The organism is Saccharopolyspora tripterygii, assembly GCF_054778355.1.
In genome coordinates this window covers 86572-107724 of record NZ_BAAGZP010000001.1, presented here as the reverse complement: position 1 = coordinate 107724, position 21153 = coordinate 86572, and the positions used below count along the sequence as shown (strand labels likewise).

Annotated in this window: 25 protein-coding genes and 1 tRNA gene; 9 read left to right on the top strand and 17 right to left on the bottom strand. The window is 67.0% G+C overall.

Going from position 1 to position 21153, the window contains the following annotated elements:
* Positions 1-85: 85 nt before the first annotated feature.
* From ACYVF3_RS00560 to ACYVF3_RS00550, 3 genes are all read right to left on the bottom strand, one after another.
* The gene (locus tag ACYVF3_RS00560) at positions 86-490 is read right to left on the bottom strand and encodes an NUDIX hydrolase (protein WP_461152306.1); all 405 of its coding nucleotides are present in this window, start codon (positions 488-490) and stop codon (positions 86-88) included.
* Complete coding sequence (locus ACYVF3_RS00555) at positions 483-1139, bottom strand: NUDIX hydrolase (RefSeq protein WP_461152305.1); 657 nt, start codon at positions 1137-1139, stop codon at positions 483-485. The genes ACYVF3_RS00560 and ACYVF3_RS00555 overlap by 8 nt, the downstream gene beginning before the upstream one ends.
* A 111-nt stretch (positions 1140-1250) precedes the next feature.
* Positions 1251-1664 (bottom strand): helix-turn-helix domain-containing protein, encoded by a 414-nt coding sequence (locus ACYVF3_RS00550; protein ID WP_461152304.1) that lies wholly within the window; start codon positions 1662-1664, stop codon positions 1251-1253.
* A gap of 106 nt (positions 1665-1770) precedes the next feature.
* Here ACYVF3_RS00550 and ACYVF3_RS00545 point away from each other — a divergent pair, with 106 nt between their 5' ends.
* Genes ACYVF3_RS00545 through ACYVF3_RS00530 form a run of 4 tightly spaced genes read left to right on the top strand, consistent with a single transcriptional unit; the run spans position 1771 to position 3084 of the window.
* On the top strand, positions 1771-1989 hold the full coding sequence (locus tag ACYVF3_RS00545; RefSeq protein ID WP_461152303.1) for a helix-turn-helix domain-containing protein: 219 nt from the start codon (positions 1771-1773) through the stop codon (positions 1987-1989).
* Between the two features lie 56 nt (positions 1990-2045).
* Positions 2046-2318, top strand: coding sequence for a hypothetical protein (locus ACYVF3_RS00540; protein WP_461152302.1), 273 nt, complete (start codon positions 2046-2048; stop codon positions 2316-2318).
* On the top strand, positions 2315-2869 hold the full coding sequence (locus tag ACYVF3_RS00535; RefSeq protein ID WP_461152301.1) for a GGDEF domain-containing protein: 555 nt from the start codon (positions 2315-2317) through the stop codon (positions 2867-2869). Before ACYVF3_RS00540 ends, ACYVF3_RS00535 begins: the two co-directional genes overlap by 4 nt.
* Before the next feature lie 20 nt (positions 2870-2889).
* Entirely contained in the window at positions 2890-3084 is a 195-nt protein-coding gene (locus tag ACYVF3_RS00530) for a hypothetical protein (RefSeq protein ID WP_461152300.1), read from the top strand.
* Between the two features lie 217 nt (positions 3085-3301).
* On the opposite strand, the gene ACYVF3_RS00525 is transcribed toward ACYVF3_RS00530, so the two are convergent.
* The 6 genes from ACYVF3_RS00525 to ACYVF3_RS00500 all read right to left on the bottom strand — a co-directional run bounded on the left by ACYVF3_RS00525 (position 3302) and on the right by ACYVF3_RS00500 (position 9320).
* On the bottom strand, positions 3302-4537 hold the full coding sequence (locus tag ACYVF3_RS00525; protein WP_461152299.1) for a tyrosine-type recombinase/integrase: 1236 nt from the start codon (positions 4535-4537) through the stop codon (positions 3302-3304).
* Positions 4538-4657: 120 nt separating this feature from the next.
* A tRNA-Leu gene (locus tag ACYVF3_RS00520) sits at positions 4658-4731 on the bottom strand.
* A gap of 99 nt (positions 4732-4830) precedes the next feature.
* Complete coding sequence (locus ACYVF3_RS00515; RefSeq protein ID WP_461152298.1) at positions 4831-5964, bottom strand: ATP-grasp domain-containing protein; 1134 nt, start codon at positions 5962-5964, stop codon at positions 4831-4833.
* A 311-nt stretch (positions 5965-6275) separates the two neighbouring features.
* On the bottom strand, positions 6276-7598 hold the full coding sequence (locus tag ACYVF3_RS00510) for an NAD(P)/FAD-dependent oxidoreductase (protein WP_461152297.1): 1323 nt from the start codon (positions 7596-7598) through the stop codon (positions 6276-6278).
* 314 nt (positions 7599-7912) lie between these two features.
* On the bottom strand, positions 7913-8482 hold the full coding sequence (locus ACYVF3_RS00505) for a DinB family protein (protein ID WP_461152296.1): 570 nt from the start codon (positions 8480-8482) through the stop codon (positions 7913-7915).
* A 37-nt stretch (positions 8483-8519) separates the two neighbouring features.
* A complete protein-coding gene (locus ACYVF3_RS00500) occupies positions 8520-9320 on the bottom strand; it encodes a DUF6597 domain-containing transcriptional factor (RefSeq protein WP_461152295.1) in 801 nt (266 codons plus the stop codon).
* 66 nt (positions 9321-9386) lie between these two features.
* On the opposite strand from ACYVF3_RS00500, the gene ACYVF3_RS00495 reads away from it, so the two are divergent.
* Positions 9387-9827 carry a DUF3224 domain-containing protein gene (locus tag ACYVF3_RS00495; protein WP_461152294.1) on the top strand — a complete coding sequence of 147 codons (441 nt, stop codon included), beginning with the start codon at positions 9387-9389 and terminating at the stop codon, positions 9825-9827.
* A gap of 180 nt (positions 9828-10007) precedes the next feature.
* Positions 10008-10445, top strand: a complete 438-nt coding sequence (locus tag ACYVF3_RS00490; RefSeq protein ID WP_461152293.1) for a VOC family protein — start codon at positions 10008-10010, stop codon at positions 10443-10445.
* A gap of 28 nt (positions 10446-10473) precedes the next feature.
* On the opposite strand, the gene ACYVF3_RS00485 is transcribed toward ACYVF3_RS00490, so the two are convergent.
* A complete protein-coding gene (locus tag ACYVF3_RS00485) occupies positions 10474-10689 on the bottom strand; it encodes a VOC family protein (RefSeq protein ID WP_461152292.1) in 216 nt (71 codons plus the stop codon).
* Entirely contained in the window at positions 10679-11080 is a 402-nt protein-coding gene (locus tag ACYVF3_RS00480) for a winged helix-turn-helix transcriptional regulator (protein WP_461152291.1), read from the bottom strand. The genes ACYVF3_RS00485 and ACYVF3_RS00480 overlap by 11 nt, the downstream gene beginning before the upstream one ends.
* 87 nt (positions 11081-11167) lie before the next feature.
* On the opposite strand from ACYVF3_RS00480, the gene ACYVF3_RS00475 reads away from it, so the two are divergent.
* Positions 11168-12634, top strand: a complete 1467-nt coding sequence (locus ACYVF3_RS00475; protein WP_461152290.1) for an MFS transporter — start codon at positions 11168-11170, stop codon at positions 12632-12634.
* A 45-nt stretch (positions 12635-12679) separates the two neighbouring features.
* Here the strand turns inward: ACYVF3_RS00475 and ACYVF3_RS00470 are convergent, their stop codons facing one another.
* A complete protein-coding gene (locus tag ACYVF3_RS00470) occupies positions 12680-13429 on the bottom strand; it encodes a uracil-DNA glycosylase (protein WP_461152614.1) in 750 nt (249 codons plus the stop codon).
* A 67-nt stretch (positions 13430-13496) separates the two neighbouring features.
* Between ACYVF3_RS00470 and ACYVF3_RS00465 the strand changes: the two genes are divergently transcribed.
* The gene (locus tag ACYVF3_RS00465; protein ID WP_461152289.1) at positions 13497-14954 is read left to right on the top strand and encodes a S10 family peptidase; all 1458 of its coding nucleotides are present in this window, start codon (positions 13497-13499) and stop codon (positions 14952-14954) included.
* A 155-nt stretch (positions 14955-15109) separates the two neighbouring features.
* Positions 15110-15337 (top strand): cell division protein SepF, encoded by a 228-nt coding sequence (locus tag ACYVF3_RS00460; RefSeq protein ID WP_461152288.1) that lies wholly within the window; start codon positions 15110-15112, stop codon positions 15335-15337.
* 67 nt (positions 15338-15404) lie between these two features.
* Here the strand turns inward: ACYVF3_RS00460 and ACYVF3_RS00455 are convergent, their stop codons facing one another.
* From ACYVF3_RS00455 to ACYVF3_RS00435, 5 genes are all read right to left on the bottom strand, one after another.
* Positions 15405-16403 carry an ABC transporter ATP-binding protein gene (locus ACYVF3_RS00455; RefSeq protein ID WP_461152287.1) on the bottom strand — a complete coding sequence of 333 codons (999 nt, stop codon included), beginning with the start codon at positions 16401-16403 and terminating at the stop codon, positions 15405-15407.
* Positions 16396-17406: an ABC transporter ATP-binding protein gene (locus tag ACYVF3_RS00450; RefSeq protein ID WP_461152286.1), complete on the bottom strand. Its 1011-nt coding sequence runs from the start codon at positions 17404-17406 to the stop codon at positions 16396-16398. The genes ACYVF3_RS00455 and ACYVF3_RS00450 overlap by 8 nt, the downstream gene beginning before the upstream one ends.
* A gap of 11 nt (positions 17407-17417) precedes the next feature.
* A complete protein-coding gene (locus ACYVF3_RS00445; RefSeq protein ID WP_461152285.1) occupies positions 17418-18386 on the bottom strand; it encodes an ABC transporter permease in 969 nt (322 codons plus the stop codon).
* Positions 18379-19305 (bottom strand): ABC transporter permease, encoded by a 927-nt coding sequence (locus tag ACYVF3_RS00440; protein ID WP_461152284.1) that lies wholly within the window; start codon positions 19303-19305, stop codon positions 18379-18381. Before ACYVF3_RS00440 ends, ACYVF3_RS00445 begins: the two co-directional genes overlap by 8 nt.
* Positions 19306-19368: 63 nt before the next feature.
* Positions 19369-20997: a peptide ABC transporter substrate-binding protein gene (locus tag ACYVF3_RS00435; RefSeq protein WP_461152283.1), complete on the bottom strand. Its 1629-nt coding sequence runs from the start codon at positions 20995-20997 to the stop codon at positions 19369-19371.
* Positions 20998-21153: the final 156 nt, after the last annotated feature.

Below are 21153 nucleotides of genomic sequence, written 5' to 3'. Positions count from 1 at the left end.
GTGCCGCAATCCGGGTAGGGATGCGGTGGGGTAGAGAAATCCCCGGGGCCGGCGGTGGACCCGGGGATTTTCTATGCGCTGTTGGTCAAGCGGCGACGAGCATGGAGTCGAGGTACTCCTGCACCGGCTCGAACAGGCCGTACGGCACATACTCCGGGAGTTCGGCGAGGCTGATCCAGGCGACTCCGGCGAGTTCTTCCATGTCACCGACCGCGGCAACTCCCTCGACGACGGCGCAGGCGGTGTAGTGCATTTCCCGGCCGGTCTTGGGGTGGATCCGCTCTCCGAGGTGCTTGTCTTCGGTGACGGTAAGGGTGGTTTCTTCCTTGGTTTCGCGCACCGCGGCCTGCCCGGGGGTCTCGCCGGGTTCGATGCCGCCGGCGGGGAACTGCCACGACAGCGCGCCTTCGGTGACGCGGCGTTTGACCATCAGCACCCACTGGCGGTCGACGATGATGGCGGCGGAGATGGCGGGCTTGTCGTCAGGCATGGGTGTGTTCCTCCAGGGCTTCGAGGACGGGCGGGTAGACCTGCTCGGGTGGGATGAACCGGGACAGGTGGGTGATGGAGCACCAGACGACGTCGATGTTTTCCACGACGTCACGGTTTTCAACGTCTCCGGCGAGGTAGTCGCAGAGCCAGTAGTCGCAGTCGACGTTGGTGACCGGGTGCAGGCGGGTGCCGAGGTGGCGCTGCACAGCGACGTGCGCACCGGTCTCGTTGTGGGTTTCCTGCACGGCAACGGTTTCGGACGAGCCACCGGGTTTGACCATGCCGGCGGGGAACTGCCAGCGGATGCCGCCGTTGTCCTCGCGGCGCCGCACGAGCAGGATGCGACCGGTGTCGACGACTACGGCGATGGCTACGCGGAGGAATTCACCGCTGGCCTGGGTCGGTGTCGCGGGCGGCGAATGAAGTTCGGCGAACCGTGCTCGCTCCCCCGTGCTGGTGCGTTCGAGGGCAGTGTCGAGGGCTGCTTGCACCTCGGAAATCGGTTCGGATGCGGGTTTGTCGTGCCAGCGCTGGACGGTGCGCACGGCGACGCCGAGGTGTTCGGCGAATGCCTCGTTGGTCATGCGCTTCGCGGTCTGCAGGGCGCAGGCGGATCTCCCGGTCCAGCCGGTGACTACGTCTGACATGGGGTCTGCCCTTGCTGTGTCACTAGGGATGCACTGTGGATGCACTGTGGCGACATGGGATCTCTTGGATTCCACGCACATCCTAGGTGCATGGGCCAGGGTCGGGGGCAATCATTCGTCATCGGTGCGACGTTTCCGCAGCATCTCGGACACGGCAGCCGAGGCTTCCTCGTACACCTGCGGCCCGTAGTAGGTCAGGACGGTTGGCAGGAACCGCACGGCTTCTTGAATGAACTCGTCGGTGTCGGGCGCTGGGGTCGTCTCGTCGCCGCGGGTAGGCGTGTACAGCGACTTCCAGCCGAGAGCTGCGGACACGAGGTCGACGGTCTTGAGGCTGACCTTCGTGCCACTTTCAAGGTTGACGACGCTGCGGGTGCTGACTCCGGCAGCTGTTGCAAGGTCGGCCTGCGTCCACTTGCGTTTCTTCCGCGCAGCGGTGACCTGGGCCGCCAATTGATCCCGGTCTTGGGTGTTTCGCGAGGTCACCACCACATCATCGTGGCTCGAACGGTGCTGATCGGGCAAATGGCCGCACCGGCGGGTTGCGTCCTTTGCCGTTACTTACGTGCTCATATGCACCCTATTTGCGTCTTATGTTGCGTAATTTGCCGATTCTGCTTACGGTTGCGTCATGCCAGCAGTAGACGGGCCTCGACTGCGCGAACTGCGCCAGCGATCAGGCCAGAAGGTCGGCGCGTTCGCGACAGCCATCGGGATCTCCCGCGGGCACCTGGTCAACCTCGAACGCTCCGCACGCCCCGCCTCGATCGAGGTGCTGTACCGCATGGCGGGCGCCCTCGGCGTGGAGATCAACGAGTTGACCAGCGAATCCACCAGACCAGCGCCATAGAAAACGGGCCGCCCAGCTGCAACTGGACGGCCCGTGAAACCCGGAAAGGTTCCTTCATGTGCAACCCGGATGCTAATGCGCTCTCGGGCATGCCCGCTACCGGAGATCATGTCGCGACCGGTGACGTGCCACTGGTGGATCACGGCGAGAGGATCATCATCACCGCCCACCGCTTCCCCGAGAACGTCAATGACGGCGAGGTGTCGGTGAGCGTGCTGCATGCCGACGGTGTCGCCACGTCAGGTGTTCTCGACCCCGCCGAGGCCCGCCGCGTCGCGTACGCACTGCTGGACGCCGCCGATCTCGCAGATGGGGTGGGGCGGCGATGAATCCAACCTCTCTGGCCAACACCGCGCACGTGCGTGAACTGGTGCGTCGAGCCGAAACGGCCGAGGCCCAGGTGCGCGCCTTGACCGCCCGCCTTCACTCCGACCCGTTGACGGGTATCGGCAACCGCCTCGCCCTCGACACAACCTTCCGCCGTCACACCGGGCCGGCGGCCGTGCTGATGCTCGACCTCGACCACTTCAAGGCCATCAACGACACCTACGGGCACCGCACCGGCGACCTCGTCCTCGTCGAGGTCGCAGACCGGCTCCGCTCGCTCCAGCGTCCCGGGGATCTGCCGGTGCGGATCTCCGGCGACGAGTTCGCCCTCTGGCTCGGCGGCGCCGTGGACTCGGCACGCGACTGGGCCGAGAACGTCGCCCTGGCCATGGCCGAACCCATGCACCTCGGTTCCCTCCACCTACGGGTCACGGCCAGCGTCGGCACTGGTGTCCACCGCACCCCGGGTCGGTTGGAAGACCTCCTGGAGCTCGCCGACCACGACATGTACCGACACAAGCACCACCACTCCCAGATCCCCGCCGCTCGATAGCACCCCGCAGGAGGAACCCCATGGCCACGAACCAGCAGCACCAGCCGATCGACACCGACGTCCTGAACGCACTGGCCGGCTCGATCCGCACCGGCTGGACCGAGCTCGCCGAGGAGCACGGCCCGGACGAGCACGACAACTGCCGGCGCTGCGGTGTTCCGGCCGACTGGTGCCACGTGCGCCGCACCGCCCTCGACCACCTGGCCGCCGCCTGACCCCGACCCCTCAGGCGGCGCACGCACCCCCGGCCGAATCGGCCGGGGGTGTCGTGTTGTGTCGGCCGTTTCCGGTGCGACTGATTGGTTCGGCGATGGGAACCGTCCGGCCCCTCGTCGGGCGGTGAACCATCGTCACCGTCTACGACGGACGGTCGATAATTCTCGTTTCGACCTCAGTCGGACAGTCCCCATCCGAACGACAACGTCAGCTACATCATTCTTTCCGGCTGTAGGCGTCGTGCAGGGCGGCGGCAGCGGCCGGGTTTGTCGAGCCGCGGCCCATGTACACGTCTTGGGTCATCGACGGCTTCGCGTGACCGAGCTGGTCGGCGATCAGCCTGGCCGACATGTTTGTGTCGTCGAGGATCGTGGCCGCGGTCTTGCGGAACACGTGCGGCGTCACCCACTCGTAGCCGAGCTCGGCGCGGGCCGACCGCCAGGAGCGGCGCACGTTGTTGGGGTGCTTCCAGCCGAGGGTCTCCGATGGGAACACCGGCTCGTCGTCGGTGGCATCGACGTCACGGCGCACCATCAGCATCGCAACCAGGAACTGCGGCAGAGCGAGCTGCCGGTCGGCGTTCTCCGTCTTGCCGTTGTGCCGCACCAGGCCATCGCCGACGACATCGACGACGTTGCCGTTGATCCACACCGAGTACGGGGCCACCTCGGTTCCGTCGATGAACACCTTCTTGTCGGTGAGGTTCAGGTCGCGCCACCGCACGGCGACAGCTTCACCGATCCGGACGCCGGTACCGAGGAGGAACCGCACGAAGTCGGGTAGGTCTGAGCGCTTGAAGTAGCGGTTCTCCTCGACCAGCTTGTCGAGCCCCTTCAGCAGGCGCACCCGCTCGTCAGGGGTCAACGATCGCACCTTCTTCGCCTTGCCCTCGATGGGCGAGAGCTCGCGGACGGGGTTGGTGTCGATAAGTTCGCGGCGGACGGCGAAGGACAGCGGGCCGCGGATCACGGTGCGTGCCGAACGGCGGTAGTTCGCCGAGAGACCCTCGTCGGCGTACTCCTCGAACAGTTCTTCGAGGGTGCCGATGGTGAGCTCGGTAAGGCGGAGGTCGCCGATTCGATCGAGGACGAGGTTGTTGAGAGTGGCGCGGTACCGGTCGTGGGTGGTGTCGGCGCGCTCGGGATTGGCCTTGACCTGTTCGAGCCAAGCGGCGGCGACGTCCCGGAACTTTGACTGCGACGTCAGCGTCGACTTGCGCTCCGTGAGCTTGTTGATGGCAACGCGCAGAGCGCGCTTCGCCTTGGCCTCGGTGGAGCCGGATCGTTCGACGGGCTTGGTCTTGCCGTTCGAGTAGCGGAAGTTGGTGACGGCCCGCCAGGCGTCGGGGCGCGAACCCTCCGGCAGGGAGCTCTTGGCGATCCATCGGCCATCGAGCCATCCGTAGGTTCGGATGGTGCCGTGGGTGCCGATCTGTAGGGGTGGCCGGGCCATCGGTGTGCCCCTCTCACTCTCTCAAGATCATCCGGGTTAAGCATGGATAAAGCATGGATGACCTTGATTTTAGAGGATCACCAGGTTAAGTGACATGGCCTCTGACCTGGGAGAAGTAAGTGCCCCCGGTCGGGTTCGAACCGACACTCTGACGATTTTAAGTCGTCTGCCTCTGCCAGTTGGGCTACGGGGGCCAGCACGGATACCGGCACGCGTGCCGGATCGCCACTAGGACGCGGGAGAACCGCCTAAGGTTCCCGCGCGCGGACAGATTCCACACCCACGTGGTCTGGTCACCAGCTGCCCCATTCACCCACCGTCGCGGACGCCGCGAGCTCGTCGAACCTCGAACGAACCCAGTCGTGCACCGCGCTCGACACGTCCTTGCTGTCGGCGCGTTGCTCGAACCAGCGCCAGTCGCAGTTGACGTTGACCTCCAGGAACACCCACTCGCCGCCGACGCGCAGCAGGTCGAAACCCGCCACGTCCAGCCGCCAGCGCTCGCACAGCTGCAGGAGTCGTCGAGCCAGATCGTCGGGGATGTCCACCGTCTCCACCACGACCGACTCCGGATCGACCCACAGCTGAGCCGGGTCGAGCTTGTTCACCCGGAAACCGATCGCGCGCTCCCCCACCACGAACACCCGCAACTCCTCGTCGGCTTCGAGGTACTGCTGGACCAGCACCGGGGCCGGCTCGCGCGCCTCGTCGCCGGTGCGGCGGATGTCGAGGGGCTGCGGGAACAGGCCGCGCAGCGCACCGGGTTCGGGTTCGAGCATGTGGTGACCGGCGGTCTTGACGATGCACTGCGCGCCGCCGGGACGGCTGCGCCCGGGCATCGTGGTGACGGAGGTTCGCGGCACGCGCATGCCGACCGACGCCGCGCCCTGCAGCTGCGTCAGCCGGTCGACACCGTCGCCGGACCGCCCCGTGTTCACCCGATCCCAATCGTCCCTCGTGGTCAGCCAGTTGCCGACCGCCTGCCACTGCTCACGAACATAGGCCCCGTAGACGGTTGCGGCGTCAACGGGTACGGCGGTCATGTCGAAGTGTCGCCGCCAGATCAGTACCGGGCGCAAGAGCCAGCGGTGGAATTCGATCAGAGGAGTATCCGCGTAGACCGTCAGTGGGAGGTCGAGGCAGCGGTCGGCGTCGATGCGCACCATGCGGATGTCGTGCTCGGCCAGCGCGAGGGAGAGCTCGTTCATCTCCATGTCGGTCGCGCGCGAGAGCACGAGAACGCAGGGAACCGGGTCGCCGGGCTCCTCCTCGACCAGTCCCGCCTGGTACATGCGTTCTTGGAAGTCGAGCGGAGTGCCGGGTGCGCGGACGAAGTAGTCCTGTCCCTGCAGCAGCACCGGCGTCGGGCGGAGCTCCGGTTCGGACCGTTCCCCCAGATCAGCGGGCCGGTTCTCCGCCTCGCCCATGATCAGTCGTCCTTCTTGCGGAACACCTTCGAGGCTTCGGCGTAATCCGCTTCGAACTCGGCGATCGGCCCGTCCTGCGCGTCGCCACTGCGCAAGATCGCTGCCAGTTCTTTGAGCGTCAAGGGATTCACCCCTTCCCCCTGGTGACGCATCCTTTCAGGTGAACACCTGAACTGAGTCTTCGTTTACTCGCTACTGATTGTCAAGGATAGCGGGCTGGGTTGTCCACCGCTCGGACGAGGATCTTGAAACATGACGGCCGCGCGTCAACGTCGACGCGCGGCCTCGGTGTCGTTCGGCTCGAAGTGGCGTCAGTCCTTGGCGGCCCGCTCGAAGGCGGCCCGCGGGTTCTCGATCTGACCCATGGACACGGCTTCCCGCTTGAACAGGAAGGCCAGCGTCCAGTCGATGACGATCCGCATCTTCCGGTTGAAGGTGGGCATCCGGCTCACGTGGTAGCTGCGGTGCATGAACCACGCGATGAAGCCCTTGGCCTTGAAGCCGTAGACGTCGGCGACACCCTTGTAGAGACCCAGGCCGGCGACCGAGCCGGCGTAGGCGTGCCGGTACTCCTTGGTCTGCTTGCCGCGCAGTGAGGCCAGCACGTTCTTGGCGAGCTGGTCGGCCTGGCGGACCGCGTGCTGCGCGGACGGCGCGCAGGTGGCGGTCGGGTCCTCGTCGGTCTTGGACAGGTCCGGAACGGCGGCGACGTCACCGGCGGCCCAGACCTCGGGCAGCCCGTCGACCTGCATGTGCGCCGAAGCCTTGACGCGGCCTCGCTCGTCCAGCGGCAGATCGCTGTTCTTGACCACCGGGTTGGCCTTCACACCGGCGTTCCACACCAGGGTGTCGGTGTCGAACTCCGTGCCGTCGGACAGGACGGCGTGACCGCCTTCGACCGACTTCAGGAAGGTGTTCAGGTAGACCTTGATGCCGCGCTCTTCGAGGGCCTTGACGACGTAGACGCCCATCTTCTCGCTGACCTCTGGCATCACCCGGCCGGCAGCTTCGACGAGCACCCAGGACATGTCGTCCGGGCCCAGGTTCGCGTAGTCACGGCTCGCGTAGCGGGCCATGTCCTCCAGCTCGGCCAGCGCCTCGACGCCCGCGAACCCACCACCGACGAAGGTGAAGGTGAGCAGCCGCTTGCGCAGCTCCTCGTCGTCGGTGTTGGCCGCGGCGTCCATCTTGGCCAGCACGTGGTTGCGCAAGTACGTCGCCTCGCCCACGGTCTTGAGCCCGATGCCTTCCTCGGCGAGGCCGGGGATCGGCAGCAGCCGGGACACCGAACCGAGCGCCACGACGAGGACGTCGTAGGCGAGGGTCTCGGAACCGCTCTGCGGGTTCTCGATCGTGACGAGCTTCTCGTCGTTCTTGATCTCGGTGACAGACGCGGTGATCACATGGCACCGCTTCAACACTCGTCGCAGTGGCGCTACCACGTGGCGGGGTTCAACCGAACCCGCGGCCGCTTCCGGCAGGAAGGGCTGGTAGGTCATGTGCGGCTGAGGATCGACGACCGTCACGGAGGCCTCACGACGCCCCAGCTTCTTCTGCAGCTGAAGTGCCGTGTACATGCCGACGTAACCGCCGCCGAGGATGAGAATCCGCGTGGGATCGGATTTACCAGCCATGACTTTATGGTCGCACCACATACCGTGAGCGCGCTGCAGCTACCCCCCTTAATGTGACGCCAGTCGCGAGTGGCATCGATCACGATCAACGCGCGGTAGGCGAACATACGCGCTGCGTACGCGCTCTGTAACGAACAAGAGCGGAGGGCGGCTTCGACCAGAGATCGCCTCTGGTGTCAGGGGTCCTGGTTGCGGCTCACCCTACCGAATCTCCGGCGAGGTACGCCAAGCCCGCACCATTTCTTGATCAAGTCGAGCTCCACCTGCGGCGGATCCGCGAATCGCGGTGCCCTGCCGGAAATCCTGCTGGTGGATCACGCCTCCCGGGCGATCCGCTCCAGCCGGTCGCGGTGCTCCCGCCACTGCGCCTCGTCGTCGCCGGCCATGTTGTCGTTGCCCGGTCCGCGGCCGACGGCTCCGTCGATGAGTTCGCGGACGATGTCGAGATGCCCCGCGTGCCTGCCGGTTTCCTGCACCATGTGCACGAGGATCCGGTGCAGCGTGACATCGCCGCTCGGCCACCACGGCACGGATCCCGGCGAGTCGAGATCGAGCGCGTCGATCGTCGCGTTCGCGTGCGCGCACGCGCGGTCGTAGAGGCCGAGCACCCACGCGCTCGACTCGTCGGCGGTGGCCCACAGGTCCGCGTTGAACTCGGCACCCGGCTCCATCCACGGCGTCGGGATCCCCGACGGGCGCCCGAAGACGTCGCCGAAGTACCCGAGCTCCATGGTCGCCAGGTGCTTGATCACGCCCAGCACGTTGGTCCCGGTCGGCGTCATCGGCCGGCGCAGGTCGTGCTCGGAGAGCCCGTCTGCCTTCCACCGCACGGCCTCCCGGCCGTCGTCCAGGTAGCGCCGCAACATCGCCTTCTCATCGGTCATGCCTGGAAACCTCCCACGCCCCACCGACGTTCACCGCTCACCGAGCCGTGCCGGGGTCCCGTCGGTACCGCTCGGGCGATGTGCCGACGACCTGGGTGAACACGCGGGTCAGGTGGGCCTGGTCGCTGAATCCGAGCGTCGCGGCGAGACCGGACCAGTCGACCGGTTCACCGGAATGGGCGGCCGCGGTCGCGTCGAGGAGGCGGGAGCGCTGGATGACCCACTTGGGGCCGATTCCCACGTAGTCAGAGAACAGGCGCTGGAGGCTGCGCGTGCTGAGTCCGGCGTGCTCGGCCAGCTGCTCGGCGCGCACGATGTCCGGCCTCCGCCGGACCTCGTCGACCAGGTCCGTCACTTCGCGCCCGGTGGGATCCGGTTCGGGTTCGCAGGCCAGCAGGTAGGCGTCGAGGACCGGGACGATCGCGGCGGTGTCGCTCGTGGCCAGGATCTGCTCGGCGGCGGCGCGGTCGTCGTGGCCCAGGACTTTCTCGGCGGACCGGACGGTTCCCGAGATGGTCCCGACGCCGCCCCTCAGCAGCGCCCGGAAGCCGCCGGGGTGGAAGGCGGCGCCGAGCACGTGCCCGACTCCGGTCAGCGTCCGGAAGAACGGTTCGCGGGAAACCCCGTGGACCCAGAGCCTGCCGTCCTCCGCCGCGACGTGGACGCGCGGCTGCGGCACGACCTGCTGCCGGTGCTCACCGGTGACGTTCCAGCGGACGAGCCAGTAGTAGTCGACGAACTCGGCCAGCGCAGGATCCGGTTCGAGGCGTCCCACCTCGAACGCCCGCTCCCCCGCCTTCGGGCGCACGATCGCCTCGGGCCGCCCGGCTTTCGACATGGCTTGAAGCGTAAGCCGTCGCGTTTGTTCAAGACCGGCGAAACGGCCCGGCCTAGCGTCGAGAGCATGACCTACCAGCACAAAGCCGCGGCCCGCTTCACCGTCACCGCGTGGTCGGAACACCTCGTCGTCGACATCGACGGCGAAGGCACCACCGCGGGAGACGCCTACTACCCGAACCGGGGCATCACCCGCGCCGAGGTCCGCTACACCTACACCGGCGAGATCGAGGGCACGAGCACCCTGACCTACCTCATCTCCTACAAGGCCGATGCGGCCCCGGTCCTCGCCTTCGAGCACTTCGAAGGCTCCATCGCAGGTCACGAAGGCACCTGCGTCTTCCAGCACGTCGGGAGCCAGGACAAGGCTTCCGTCTCGGCCCACGTCCAGGTCATCCCCGGCATGGGCACCGGAGGCCTCGAAACCCTCCGAGGCGAAGCCGAACTCACCATCGCAGGCCACTCCGAAGACGGCTACGACCTCACCCTGGCCTACTCCCTCACGTGATGCCGCCTGGGCTCTGGGCAGTTTTGGTCCGAACCGTCCCATGATCAGGTCCGAAATGCCCGGTCAATTCAGACCAAAACTGCCCACGGTCCCGAACCCCGGAACCAAGTCCACCGGCCAGGCGACCCCGGCCCCGGCGGCCTGAGCGCACGTGTCGGTGTTCGGCCCTACAGTCGGTGCATGAGTCCGATACGCACGGTTCAGATCACGTTCGACTGCGCGCACCCGCAGGCGCTGGGACTGTTCTGGAACCAGGTTCTCGGGTACGAGACACCTCCCCCACCACCGGGTTTCGACTCGTGGGAGGCGTTCTCGGCGACCCTGCCCCAGGAGGAGCGCGACACGCGCTGGGCGTGCGTGGATCCCGAGGGCGTCGGACCTCGCCTGTTCTTCCAGCGGGTTCCGGAACCGAAGCAGGTGAAGAACCGCCTGCACCTCGACGTCCGGGCAGCACCCGGCCTCCAGGGCGACGACCGGATGGCGGCCCTAGAAGCGGAGTGCGAACGCCTGGTCGCGCTCGGCGCCGCGAAGCAGCGCCGAGTCGACCCGGCCCCACCGATGGAATCCGGCTTCATCGTCATGACGGACCCGGAGGGCAACGAGTTCTGCCTGGACTGATCCTCGTCCGCCGCGCCCGGATCCCGGCTCAGCGGGTGAGGCAGAGCTCGTTGCCCTCGGGGTCGGCCAGCACCGTGAAGCCGGGCTCCACCCGAACCTCGCGGCCTCCGAGCCCCAGCAGCCGGTCGACCAGCGGGTCGAGCTCCTCGCCCGGAACTCGCACGTCCAGGTGCACGCGGTTCTTCACCACTTTGGATTCAGGGACTCGCTGGAACCATACGGTCGGCCCCCGCCTACCCGGCACTGGACTCCTGGTCGCCGTTGGCTTGGTCGTACGCCTTGCGGGCCATCGCGATCGTGGCGCGGTGGCGTTCGGCCCAGGCTGTCAGTCCGGCCAGGGACTCGTGCAGTTCCCACGCGACGTCGGTCAGCGTGTATTCGACCTTCGGAGGAACCGTCGGGTAGACGGTGCGGATCAGCAGTCCGTCGCGTTCGAGGTTGCGCAGGGTCAAGGTCAGCATGCGCCGGCTGATCCCCTCGATGGCTCGTTCCAGCTCTGTGAATCGGATAGGACCGGCGGCAGCGGCGACCAGGATGCCGATGCTCCATTTGCCGCTCACGCGGTCAACGACCTCGGTGAGCGCGCAGGCATGGCCGCTGACCTGCTCGGACACATCAGTGTTCCTTTGGGACATAAAACTGCCTCCTTCCGGCCTGACCAAGGATCACAGAACATCTCCTCTGTAACAAATAGTGCACCAAGCAGTTCAGAGGAGCAGGCAGTGTCCACCACGCACCGCGATATTCAGGAAACAACGCCACCGAGTCGAAAGCACCGACCTCGCGCGGTCTTGGCGTTGCTGGCATTGGCGCAGTTGATCGTCGCGGTCGACTTCGACATCGTCTTCGTCGCGCTACCGCAGATCGGGCGCGAACTGGGCTTCAGCGTCCAGTCACTCCAGTGGGTGGTCAGCGCGTACACCGTGACGTTGGGCGGTTGCCTGTTGGTGGGCGGCCGCGCAGCGGATCGGCTGGGCGCGCGCCACGTCTTCGTCGCCGGGACGGTGATCTTCGGGCTGTCGTCGTTGGTCGGCGGCCTGGCCACCCGACCGGAAATGCTCGTGGCCGCCCGCGCCGTCCAAGGCTTGGGTGCCGCGCTGCTGATCCCGTCCACGCTCAAGCTGATCAACACGAGTTTCGAAGAAGGACCGGCACGCACGGGCGCGCTCGCGGTCTGGGGTATCGCTGGAAGCTCCGGTGCAGCGCTCGGTGCTCTCGGTGGTGGTGTGCTCACCGGGTTCCTCGGCTGGGAGTGGGTGTTGTTTGTCAACGTCCCATTCACGCTCGTCGCCCTGGCCGCGGGATTCGCTCTGCTGCCAACGGATCGCGGGCGCGGCAGGCCGAACGTCAGCGGGTTCGACCTCCCGGGGGCGTTGCTGGCCACCGCTGGTTCGACCTTGGTGGTGTTCGGCCTTGTCAGCGGCCCCGAGTCGGGGTGGATGACCTTCCGGGCTACGGGCTGCCTGGTCTTCGGGGTGGCTCTGCTCGCGGTGTTTCTCCTCCTTGAACGGCGCGCGAGCCATGCGCTCGTTCCGCTGCGCATGTTCAGAAACCGCAACCTGGCTGTTGCCACCGCCGTGGCTTTCGTGTTCATGAGCGCGATCGCCACCGAGTACTACGTGTTTACGACCTACATGCAGGAGGTGCTCGGCTACAGCGCGCTGGCGACCGGTCTGGGTTTCCTACCGCTGAGCGTGCTCAGCATGATCGGTTCCGGAGTTGTGTTCCCTCGCCTGTTGAAGCGTTGGGGACTGCGGGTCACGCTGTTCACCGGGATGGCGGGATTCGGCGTGTCCATGGCGATTTTCTCCACAGGCATTTCCAACGGCGGCTCGTACTGGACGGCGTTTCCCGGAGTGATCGCCTGGGCGCTGTTCGCGGGCATCGGGTTTCCGCCGATATTCCTGGCGGCTTCCACCGGCACGGATGCCGATGAACAAGGGGTTGCCGCCGCGCTGGCGTCGACTTCCCAGTACATCGGCGGTGCTGTTGGCCTGGCCGTCTTGGTCGGCATCGCCAATACCGTCGCGGGCACCGCGACTGCCGCCGCAGGAGCATCGGTTTCTCTACACGACGCCCTGGTAGACGGCTTGCGGACCGCTGGTTGGGTCGGCACAGCAGTCATGGTCGCGGGTGCGCTCCTGGCTCTCGCCATCCCGCGCGACACCGCGTCCACATCGAGGTCGTAGATGTCTGGTCCAGTGCTGGTTCGCCCAAGGACACAAATGGCGTGGTCACGGAGACCCGGCCAGCTCCTTGGCCCGCTCCAGCACGCCGCGGAGCATCTTCGGGGTGAGCTTGCCGGTGAAGGTGTTCTGCTGGCTGACGTGGTAGCAGCCGAGGAGGTGGAGCGGGGCGCCTCCGTCGGTGGCGGGGAGTTCCGCGTGGGCGAGGTGGCCGAACTTGGGGCGGGGGCGCGGGACCTGCCAGACCGCGTCGGCCAGCACCGGGAGCAGGGCCTGCCAGCCGAAACCGCCCAGGACGACCACGACGCGCAGGGTGGGGCGCATGAGATCGAGCTCGCGGACGAGCCACGGGCGGCAGGTGTCGCGCTCGGCCGGGGTGGGCTTGTTGGCGGGCGGTGCGCAGCGGACCGGTGCGGTGATCCGGATGTTGCGCAAGGTCAGGCCGTCGTGCATTGACACCGCCTCGGGCTGGGAGGCCAGTCCGACGTCGTGCAACGCCTGGAAGAGCACGTCGCCGGAGCGGTCCCCGGTGAACATCCGCCCGGTGCGGTTCGCGCCGTGGGCCGCGGGTGCGAGGCCAACGATCGCGATCTGCGCGTCGGGCGGCCCGAAACCCGGGATCGGGCGTCCCCAGTACTCCTGGTCGCGGAACGCGGCGCGCTTGACGCGGGCGACCTCCTCCCGCCACTCGACGAGCCGGGGGCAAGCCGCGCATCGGGTGACGAGCTCGTCCAGCTCGGTCAGATCGCCTGCGCCGGGGGCCGCGTCGGCGGGGTCGCCGACCGGATCGGTGATCAACTCCGGGGTGGTGTTCACCCCTCAAAACTGACAGAGAACGCCTCCGGTGGCACGTACTGTGGGCGCCATGGCAGAGGAGAAGACCGACGAGCAGGACACCACCCCCGCCGAACCGGTGGACGACCTGGTCAGCACGCACCACGCGATCACCGCGGACGGGACCGAGCTGTCCTACACCGCGACCACGGGACGCGTCGTGCTGCGCGACGAGGTCTACACCGACGGCAAGTTCGACGGGAACAAGCCCAAGGCCGAGGTGTTCCTGACCTCCTACGTCGTCGACGCCGCACCGGAGCACAACCGCCCGGTCACCTTCGCCTTCAACGGCGGTCCGGGTTCGGCGAGCGTGTGGCTGCACCTGGGCGTTCTCGGGCCGCGCCGGGTACTCTCCGGCGACGCCGGCGACCTCGCACCGCCGCCCTACGAGCTCGCCGACAACCCCGACACGCTGCTCAAGCACAGCGACCTGGTGTTCATCGACCCCGTGTCGACCGGCTACTCGCGGGCCGTCGAGGGCGGGAAACCCGGTGAGTTCCACGGTTTCCAGGGCGACATCGAGTCGATCGCCGAGGTCATCCGGCTGTGGACGACCCGCAACGGCCGGTGGATGTCGCCGAAGTACCTCGCGGGTGAGTCCTACGGGACGCTGCGCGCGGCGGCCGTGGCCGACCACCTGCAGTCGCGGCACGGGCTCTACCCGAACGGACTGCTGCTGATCTCGTCTGTGCTGGACATGGGCACGATCCGGTTCACCGAGGGCAACGACCTGCCGTACTCGCTGTACCTGCCCACCTACGCCGCCATCGCGCACCACCACGGCAAGCACGGCGACCGCCCGCTGCGCGACGTCCTCGACGAGGCCGAGAAGTTCGCCGCCGGGGACTACGCGTGGGCGCTCGCGCGCGGCGCGCGGCTGACCGCCGAGGAGCGGGCCGACGTGGTGCGCAAGGTCGCCGAGCTGTCCGGGCTGTCCGAGGACTACGTGGACCGCGTCAACCTGCGCATCGAGCACCTCCGGTTCTTCACCGAGCTGCTGCGCGACCAGCGCAAGACCGTCGGGCGGATGGACGGCCGCTTCACCGGTTGGGAACCGGACGCGGCGGTGGAGCGCTTCACCGACGACCCGAGCATCTCCGGCATCCGCGGCGCCTACTCCGCGGCCATCAACCACTACGTGCGCGAAGAGCTCGACTACCGCAACGATCTGCCCTACGAGACCCTGACCGGCCGGGTGCAGCCCTGGTCGTACAAGGAGTTCGAAGGCGCGGCGGTGTCCGTCGTGGACCGGCTCGGTTCCGCGATGCAGGCCAACCCGCACCTGCGGGTGCACGTGGGCTGCGGGTACACCGACGGCGCCACGCCGTACTTCGCCGCCGAGCACGTGCTGGCGCGGCTCCCGGTTCCGGAGGAACTGCGGGACAACATCGACGTCCGCTACTACCCGGCGGGCCACATGATGTACGTCCACGAGCCGTCCCGAATCCAGCAGTCCGAAGACCTCGCCACCTTCATCACCCACTCCTGATCCAGCGTGGGCTCCAATTTCTTAAGTATTTGACGTTCACCCGGGTGACGTTCAAATACTTAAGAAATTGGGCCCCTGGGGACGTGGGGTGGGGAATTTTGCGGCGCGGGGGTGGTTGGCTTTGACACCTGGGCCGGTTGGGTGACACTGAGCACGTGGTCAAGACGCTGCACCCGCAGAACTACGCCGACGTCTACTACGTGGGCGACTACTACCGACAGGGCAACGCGGTTCTCATGGACCTCACCGACGTCCGGGGTCCCGAAGCAACCCAGCTCGTCGACTTCGCAGCCGGCCTGGTCGTGGCCCGCGGCGGAGACATGCAGCGGGTCGCCCCGAAGGTCTTCCTCCTCAGCCACCCCGAGCAGCCGGAGCGGCGCTGACCCGACGCAGCGCGCGAAAGGGCGCCCCCACCCGAGTTCGGTGAGGGCGCCCGGTTCTCGTGCGGTGTCAGACCACGACGTGCGGGATTTCCTCGGCGAAGTGGCAGGCCGAGGGGTGCCCGCCGAGGCGGACCTCCAGCTCCGGGGCCTTCTCGGCGCAGATGTCCTGGGCCTTCCAGCAGCGGGTGCGGAAGCGGCAGCCCGACGGCGGGTTGGCCGGGCTGGGGACGTCGCCGGTGAGGCGGATGACCTCGCGCTTGCCGCGCAAGGTCGGGTCCGGCACCGGAACCGCCGACAGCAGCGCCTGGGTGTACGGGTGCTGCGGGTGCTCGTAGATGTCGTCCTCGGTGCCGACTTCGGCGATCTTGCCGAGGTACATCACCGCGACCCGGTCCGACAGGTGCCGGACCACGCCGAGGTCGTGGGCGATGAAGACGTAGGACAGCCCGAACTCGTCCTGCAGATCACCCAGCAGGTTCATCACCTGCGCCTGGATCGACACGTCCAGCGCCGACACCGGTTCGTCGCAGACGATCACCTTCGGCTTGAGCGCCAGCGCGCGGGCGATGCCGATGCGCTGCCGCTGACCGCCCGAGAACTGGTGCGGGTAGCGGTGGATGTGCTCCGGGTTGAGGCCCACGACGTCCAGCAGCTCCTGCACCTTGCGGCGCCGCTCGCCCTTCGGGGCGACCTCGGGGTGGATCTCGAAGGGCTCGCCGACGATGTCGCCGACGGTGCGCCGCGGGTTCAGCGAGGTGTAGGGGTCCTGCAGCACGATCTGCATGTCCCGGCGCAGCTTCCGCAGTTCGGAGCCGCGCATCTTGAAGATGTCGCGGCCCTCGAACAGCGCGGTGCCGCCGGTGGGGTTCTCCAACCGCATCAGCACCTGCGCCAGCGTGGACTTGCCGCAACCGGATTCGCCCACGACACCGAGGGTTTCGCCCTTGTTGAGGTCGAAGGACACGCCGTCGACCGCCCGCACGTGCCCGACGGTGCGCCGCGGGAGCCCCGCGCGCACCGGGAAGTGCTTGACCAGGTCCTGGACCTGGAGGATCGGCTCAGCCACGGCTCATCATCTCCTCCGCGAAGTGGCAGGCGCTGACCCGGCCCAACCCGAGGTTGTGGTCGGCGGGCACCTCCGTGCGGCACTTGTCCTCGGCCCGCGAGCAACGCGGGTGGAACGGGCATCCGGGCGGCACCGCCATCAGGTTCGGCGGCAGGCCCTTGATCGTCTCCAGTTCCTGGCCCTTGAGGTCCAGGCGCGGTATCGACCGCATCAGACCGTCGGTGTAGGGGTGGCCCGGAGTCTTGTACAGCGAGTGCGCGTCGGCCTTCTCGACGATGCGGCCCGCGTACATCACCACGATCCGGTCCGCGACCTCGGCGACCACGCCCAGGTCGTGGGTGATCAGGATCAGGCCCATCCCGCGTTCGCGACGCAGCTCGTCGAGCAGGTCCATGATCTGGGCCTGCACGGTGACGTCCAGCGCCGTCGTCGGCTCGTCGGCGATGAGCAGGTCCGGGTCCAGCGCCAGCGACATCGCGATCATCGCGCGCTGCCGCATGCCGCCGGAGAACTGGTGCGGGAACTCCTTCACGCGCTGCTTGGCGTTCGGGATCTTGACCTGGTCCAGCAGTTCCACGGCCTTGCTCATGGCGTCCTTGCGGGACATGCCACGACGGGTGCGCAACTGCTCGGAGATCTGGAAGCCGACCGTGTAGACCGGGTTCAGGGCCGACAGCGCGTCCTGGAAGATCATCGCCATCGAGTCGCCGCGCAGCTCTCGCCTGCGCTCCTCGGTGGCGGTCAGCAGGTCCTCGCCGCGGTAGCGGATCGAACCTCCCGTGATCGCCCCCGGCGGGATGTCCAGGATGCCCATCACGGTCTGCGCGGTGACGCTCTTGCCGGAGCCGGATTCGCCCAGCACGGCCAGCGTTTCACCCGCATCGACCTGGTAGTTGACGCCGTTGAGGACCTTCGCGACGCCGTCCCGAGTGCGGAACTCGACGTGCAGGTCCTCGACCTCCAGCAGGGGTTCCGCCGAGGTCTTCTGTTCGTTGGCAGACACAGCGGTTTCTCCTACTTCTGCTTCGGGTCGAGCGCGTCGCGGACGGCATCACCGAGCATCACGAACGCCAGGACCGTGATCACCAGGAAACCGGCCGGGAAGAGCAGCAGGTGCGGTGCGGCCTGGATGTAGTTGCGCGAGTCGGAGATCATCACGCCCCAGGAGACCACCGGTTCCCGCAGGCCGATGCCCAGGAAGGACAGCGTCGCCTCGGCGCCGATGAACCCGCCCAGCGCGATGGTCGCGTAGACCAGGACCGGCGCCAGCGTGTTGGGCAGCACGTGCCGCAGGATGATCCGGCTCGAACTGGCGCCGAGCGCGCGGGCGGCCTTGACGTAGTCCTGCTGCTTGGCGGCGATCGCCGCCGACCGCATGATGCGCATCGAGATCGGCCAGGACAGCACCGCGATGGTCAGCACCACCTGGGTGATGATCCGGGTCCCGCTGGGGATCTTGATGTCGGCGTTGAAGGTCGTCAGGATGACGATCGCGCCGAGCACGAACGGCAGTCCCATGAAGATCTCGGAGAACCGGGAGATCAGGGTGTCCACGATGCCGCCAAAGTAGCCGGCGACGATGCCGATGAGACCGCCGAGCAGCACCGTGAGCAGCGTCGCCGCCAGACCCACCAGAATCGACGCGCGGGCACCGATGATCGTCCTGGCGTAGAGGTCGCGGCCGAGGTTGTCGTAGCCGAACCACGCCTCCGCGGACGGGGTGTCGCGCGCCTTGGTCAGGATCTGGAAGTTCGGGTCCGTGTGCGTGAACAACTGCGGGAACGCCGCGATGATCAGCAGCAGGAAGATGAGCGCGGAGGCCACCAGGAACAGGGGACGGCGGCGCAGATCGCGCCACGCGTCGCTCCAGAGTCCGCGGGGCTTCTCGTTCTTGGCCCGCTCGTTCTGGTCGTCCGCCGGTGATACCTCGGACGCCGGGGTGGTGGTTTCGGCGAGCCTCGTGGTGGGGCGTGGGTCAGTCATATCGGATCCTCGGGTCGAGCACCGCGTAGAGAACGTCCACCAGCAGGTTCATCAGCAGGTAGACCAGGACCAGGACGGTGACGATCCCGGTCACCGTCGTGCCTTCTTGGGTGGTGATGCCCTTGTAGACGAGACCACCGATGCCGCGGATGTTGAACACGCCTTCGGTGACGATCGCGCCGCCCATGAGGGCGCCCAGGTCGGTTCCCAAGAAGGTGACCACCGGGATCATGGAGTTGCGCAGCATGTGCACCCCGACGACCCGGCGGGGCGCGAGGCCCTTGGCGACGGCGGTGCGCACGAAGTCCGCGTGCTTGTTCTCCATGATGCTGGTGCGCGTCAGCCTGGAGACGTAGGCCATGGACAACGACCCGAGGACGAAACCGGGAACGATGAGTTCGCCGATCGAGGGGTCGGACGACACCGTGGTCTTGATCAGCCCCAGCTCGGAACCGAGCACGATCTGCAGCACGAAACCGGTGACGAACACCGGCAGCGCGATCAGGAACAGGGTGGACACCAGCACCAGGTTGTCCAGGAAGCCGCGGCCGCGCAGGCCGGTCAGGACACCGGCGAGCAGGCCGATGACGCCCTCGATGACCAGGGCGACGATGGCGAGCCGGATGGTGACCGGGTAGGCCTGTTCGAGCAGCGACGAGATCGCGGTTCCGGAGTAGGTCTCCCCGAAGTCACCGCTGAGCAGCTTCCCCAGGTACTTGAAGTACTGCACGACCAGCGGATCGTTGAGGTTGTACTTCTCGTTCATCTCCGCGATGTAGGACGGCGGGCAGCCGCGGTCACCGCACTTGCCCGCGAACGGATCGCCCGGGATCGCCCACACCAGCAGGTAGATGATGAAAGTCGTCCCGATGAAAACCGGGATCAGTTGCAGCAACCGCCGCAACACGTAGCGACCCATTCGGGCCTCCTTCAGAGGCGCCCGGCCCGCCGGGTCGCGGCGGGCCGGGCACGGACTCGATTGTTACGGGTTCAGCTTGACCGTGGTGAGGTCGAGCCTGCGGTTGGCCAGAACCTCGCCCTCAGCGATCCGCTCCGAGAAGCCGTACTGCACCGGCTGAGTCCAGAGCGGAACGACCGGCAGGTCCTCGCCCAGCAGCTTCTCCGCTTCGGCGTAGGCGTTGGTGGCGTCCTCGATGGTCGGAGCCGCGTTCGCCTTGTCCAGCGCCTTGTCGAAGGCCGGGTTGGAGTACTTGTAGTCGTTCGACGACGCGTCCGTGCGGTACAGCTGCGTCAGGAACGTCTCCAGGTTCGGGTAGTCGGCCTTCCAACCGGTCCGGAACATGCTGGTGAACTGGAACGCGTTGGCCTTCTGGCGGAATTCGCTGAAGGTCGGCACCGGCACGAACTGCGTCGGGACGCCCAGGTTCTGCTGGATGCTCGCGGCCACGGCCTGCACCCACTCGGCGTGCCCGCCGTCGGCGTTGGACTCCAGGGTCAGAGTGCCCTTGAAGCCACCGGCCTGGGCCAGGTACTGCTTGGCCTTCTCCGGGTTGAACTCGCACGCCTCGCCGCACTGGCCCGGGCGATAGCCCTCGACCGCGGCGGTGGCGAAGCCGTCCGCCGGGTCACGACCACCCGAGAAGACCTGCTGAGTGATGGTCTTGCGGTCGATCGACATCGAGATCGCCTTGCGGACCAGCGGGTTCTTGAACCGCTCGTCGTAGATCGGGAAGCCCACGTTCTGGGTGAGCAGACCCGGCTTCTGCTTCGCGCGCTCGCCGAGGTCCTGCTTCCACTTGTCACCGACCAACGCGGAGACCGGAATGGCCTCGAGGAAGTCCAGGTTCCCGGAAACCAGGTCCTGGTAGGCGGTGTCGAGCTCGTTGTAGACCTTGAAGTTGGCGCCCTTGATCTGCGGCTTGTCGGCACCCGCGTACTTGTCGTACGCGGCGACGTTCAGCTCGACGTTCGGGGTCCGGTTCTCGAACTTGAACGGACCGTTGCCGACCGGGTGCTCCTCGAACGCATCAGGGTTCTGGAAGAACGAGTCCGGCATCGGCATGAAGGCCGAGTAACCCAGCATCACGGGGAAGATGGTCAGCGGGGCCTTGAGCTTGACGGTGAACGTGGTGTCGTCGACGACGTTCAGGCCGGAGAGCTTGTCCGCCGCCGGCTTCGGCGCCTGCGCGGGACCGTCCTCGTCGGGGTCCTCGCTCTGCATGGCGTCGTAGCCGTCGATCTGCTCGAAGAAGCTCGCACCCTGAAGACCGTTCGGGCCGTAGGCCGCGTAGTTCCAGGCGTCCACGAAGTTCTTGGCCTTGACCGGAGTTCCGTCGTGGAACGTCCAGCCCGGCTTCAACTTGATGGTGTAGTTCGTGTTGTCGGTAGTCTCGATCGACTGCGCGACCGCGTTCTCCGGCTCCATGTCCGTGGCCCGGTACTTCACCAAGCCGGTGAACAGGGCGTCAACGATGAACCCACCCATCTCTTCGGTGGTGTTCGCCGGGACCAGAGGGTTCTCGGGCTCGCTCCAGTGCAAGGAGACGATGCCGTCCTCTCCCGAGCCGCTGCCGCCGCCACCGCAGCCGGTGGCGAGCATCGCCACCACCAGCGGGGCCGCGACCATTGCGGCCAAACGTCCCTTTCGCATGTAGGTCCTCCCGCTTCCACGCGCGCCCCAGCCTTGGTTTTTTCCGGGGTCATCACGCACGACGGTTCTTCACCGTCGCGTCAGACGTGCGTAAACATAAGTGAGAACCGGGCGGCGGCAATGCAGTGTCACAAAGCCGTCACTTTCTGAATCGAT